The organism is Sporichthya sp. (genome assembly GCF_013815995.1).
In the GTDB taxonomy this organism is placed as follows: Bacteria; Actinomycetota; Actinomycetes; order Sporichthyales; family Sporichthyaceae; genus Sporichthya.
Map to the genome: position 1 here is coordinate 1 of NZ_JACDFE010000333.1, position 3,317 is coordinate 3,317.

2 protein-coding genes and 1 pseudogene are annotated in these 3,317 nt (G+C 71.4%); 2 read left to right on the forward strand and 1 reads right to left on the reverse strand.

The window, feature by feature from the left end:
* Together H0X00_RS22795 and H0X00_RS22800 are read left to right on the forward strand one after the other, a co-directional pair.
* A pseudogene (locus H0X00_RS22795) lies at positions 1-729 on the forward strand (hypothetical protein); the annotation flags it as partial.
* 98 nt (positions 730-827) lie between these two features.
* On the forward strand, positions 828-1,901 hold the full coding sequence (locus H0X00_RS22800; protein WP_293775080.1) for a hypothetical protein: 1,074 nt from the start codon (positions 828-830) through the stop codon (positions 1,899-1,901).
* Between the two features lie 22 nt (positions 1,902-1,923).
* Here H0X00_RS22800 and H0X00_RS22805 read toward each other — a convergent pair whose 3' ends face one another.
* On the reverse strand, positions 1,924-3,186 hold the full coding sequence (locus H0X00_RS22805; protein ID WP_293775082.1) for an HNH endonuclease signature motif containing protein: 1,263 nt from the start codon (positions 3,184-3,186) through the stop codon (positions 1,924-1,926).
* Positions 3,187-3,317 lie beyond the last annotated feature (131 nt).

Consider the following 3,317-nt stretch of genomic DNA (forward strand, 5'->3'; position numbering starts at 1 on the left):
CTGGCCCACCAGGCCCTGCTGCAGGGGGCCAGCGCGGCCACCTCGCGGGCCCACCTGATCCGTGACGTGCTGCACGCGGGCCGCATCGGCGGCTGGGTCCCACCTGCGCTGGCCCGCCTCGTCGAGTCCGCCTCGTCCGCGGACCGGGCCGTCGAGGACGCCCTGGGCGCCATGGTGCCGGCCAGCCGGGCCGCCTTCGCTCTGCTCCACCTGGAGGGCCTGACCCCGGCGCAGGCGATCGCGGTGCTCGACCTGGCCGGAGTTCCCGACCCGGCGGCCGCGGTGGCGTTCGCCGAGAGGTCAGCGCTGGACCCCACAACGCTGCGTTCGCTCGTGGTGCGGGTTCCGACCACGGCCGTCTCGCCGCGCCTGGCGGCCGGCGTGGCCGCGGGGCTGGTGCTGGCCATCGCCGCGCCGGTGGTCGCCGTAGGCAGTTTCGGCGGCGACGGGAGCCCCGCCTCCGTCGTCGCCAGCCAGAGCTCCGTCGACGCCGAGCGCGACGCCGCCACGAGCGCGGCCAAGATTGCGCTCCGCGACGCCAGGGAGCGCAAGCTCACCGCTGCGGCCAGCCAGGACGCCGAGCGACGCCTCCAGCGCAGCCTGTACCGGCTCAACGACGCCATCCGTCAGAAGGGCGTCGGTCGCAAGGAGCTCAAGCGGCTGCGGGATCTGCGCTCGGACGTGCGCCGCGAGCTCAACGACCTCCGCTCGGTGAGCTCGTCGAACTGAGTGCAGCTCGTTCTCCAGCGCCCGCAGGACCGGCGCGGTCAGGGGCACCGGCGGGGTCGCGCTGAGTCCTTCACCGACATGGACAGCACAATGAGGGGATGAGCGCGCCGGCGGACTGGACCCTGGCGATCGACTTCGGCTCGACGACGTCGGTCGCGGCGATCCGCGCCGGCGAACATGCGGAGCTCGTCGAGGTGGACGGCGCGACCTCGATGTCCTCCGGGGTCTTCCTGGACCCGGCGATCGGGCTCCTGGCCGGCGCCCCGGCCGCGCAGCGGGCCGCCCAGTCACCGCAGTTCTTCGAGCCTGCGCCCCGGCGCCGGCTGCAGGAGGAGAAGGTCACCCTGGGCGGGTTCGACATGCCGGCCACCGAGGTCGCCGCCGCGGTGCTCGAACGCCTCCACGAGGAGGCCTGCCGGACCCAGGGCACCCCGCCGACCAAGGTGCGCCTGACCTTCCCGGCCGGCTGGACCGGTTCACCCAAGCTGGGCGCACTCGGGCTGGCTGCGGTGACGGCCGGCATCCAGAATGTGCGCTTCGCACCCGAGGCCGTCGCGGCCGCCCAGCACATCGTGAACACCGAGGACCTGCCGGTCGGGGCCCGGCTGGCGATCCTCGACCTCGCCGGCGGGGCGCTGGACTGCGCGGTGCTGGAGAACACCTGGTGGGGCCTGGTCGTGGTCGGGGTGCCCGGCGGCCTGGACCCGTTCAACGCGGACGGGGTGACGGACGTGCAGGCGGCCGCTCACGAACTGGCCGCCACGATCGAGGCCTCGGGCCTGACGGCGGATCAGTTGGCCGGGGTCTACCTGGGCCGCGGCGCCGCCGACTCCCCCGACCTGACCACTGCGGTCGAGAAGCTCGTCGGGGTCACCCCGCGCCCGATCCCTGATCCCGCGGCGGCGATCGCGCTCGGTGCCGCCGTGGCCGATGACGACCTGTTCACCACCATCGGGTCGTTGTCGAAGGCGACCCGGCAGGCCGCGATGGCGCGCAACAAGGCCGCCGGCAACGCGGTGATGGCCGCCGGCGCCACCGCCGCCCGGGACTTCGGCGAGGACGAGCCCGAGGGCGACATCTGGTGGCGCGACTCCGGCATGGCCATCACGACGACACTGATCGCCCTGGGCTTCCTGATGTACCTGATCGTCTACGTCATCGGCGGCGGCTGAGCTCCGGCGTTCATCCCCGACGCTAGAACGGGTAGGTGTGCGCGCCGGCCTCCGGCGCCCAGAACTCGGGTGGTTCGTCGCCGTCCGCCGGGGGTGGGCGGGTGACGAAGACCCGGCCGCCGGGATCGGTCCAGGAGAAGTTGCCGTGATCGTCCTGGCTGAGGTGCCAGCCGGGCATCTGCTTGACCTGGTGGTGGAAGCGACAGACCGCACCGAGGTTGGTGTAGATGGTGCGGCCGCCGGCCTTGAGCGCGAGGTTGAACGAGTTGGTGTGGTCGATGTCGCAGTGCACCGCGGGACGCCGACAACCCGGGAAGCGGCAGTGCTTGTCGCGGGCGCGGATCGCGTTCTTCATCGCCTCGCTGGGGACGTAAGAGTTCGCGCCGCGGTTGAGCCGGGCGATCTGTTCGGCCGTGAGTACGGGGCTGTCGGTGTCAGCGACAGCGCGCAGGTCGACCCCGAAGGCGGCGACGAGCAGGTCGACCAGGTGGTCCGCCCGGCGAGCTCCGATCAGACGCTCGTCGTCGGGGCCCGTGCGCTGCGCGGTGATGCGACTGTTGATGGTGTCGTAGATGGCGCGGGCCTGCTCCGCCGGCAGGTACAGGCACAGCGTGGCCATGCCGTCGTGCTCGTCCTTGACGTAGAGAGTGCGGTCGGCCTTCGCCGATTCGCGCCGCTTGCGCACCGCGTCGGCGTCGATTTTCTCGACCTCGGCGCGAACCATCTCTTTCAGCGACCGCACGGTGCGGGTCTCGGCCTCGGGCAGCACGGTGTCCTCGAGACGCGCGCACTGGGCCACGTCGAGGTTGAGCGTCTCGTCCGCAATCGCCTTCACCTTGCGCAGTCCGAGCTTGCCGCTTTTCAGCGCGGCGAAGGTGCGCGGGAGCCGACGGGCCAGGGTCATCGCCAGGTGAAGCAGGTCGTGGGCCGCGGCGGAACTGATCCGGAAGGCAAAGCCGACCTCGGCCTCAACCGAGCGCATCATCGCGGTCTCGTCGTAGCCGACGGCCGGGTTGGCGATACTGCGCAACGCGAACTCGGCGACGGCGGCCAGCTTCTCGCCCTCGGCCTGCGCCACCAACCGTTCCGCTCGCTGCCCTGCGTCCAGCAAGCCGGCGTCGGTGCGCGACCCGGCCACATCCGGCAGCCCGTCGATCATGGCGATCTCGCCGCGCGTCACGGCGGACCAGTAGGCGTCCTTGTGCGCCTCGAAGATCTTGAATGCTTCGTAGCCCTCATCGCCGGGCATGGGCTCGACGTCGAGCTCGGCCACCGTCGCGATCATTGACTCGAACATATGTTCTGCATATCTGCTTGAGTGCAGTACGATTTCGGGTGTGAGCAAAGAACGGCCGCTAGGCGGAGTCGACTACCCGCGCACGTTGCAGGAGTTCCGGGACTGGTTCCCGAACGATG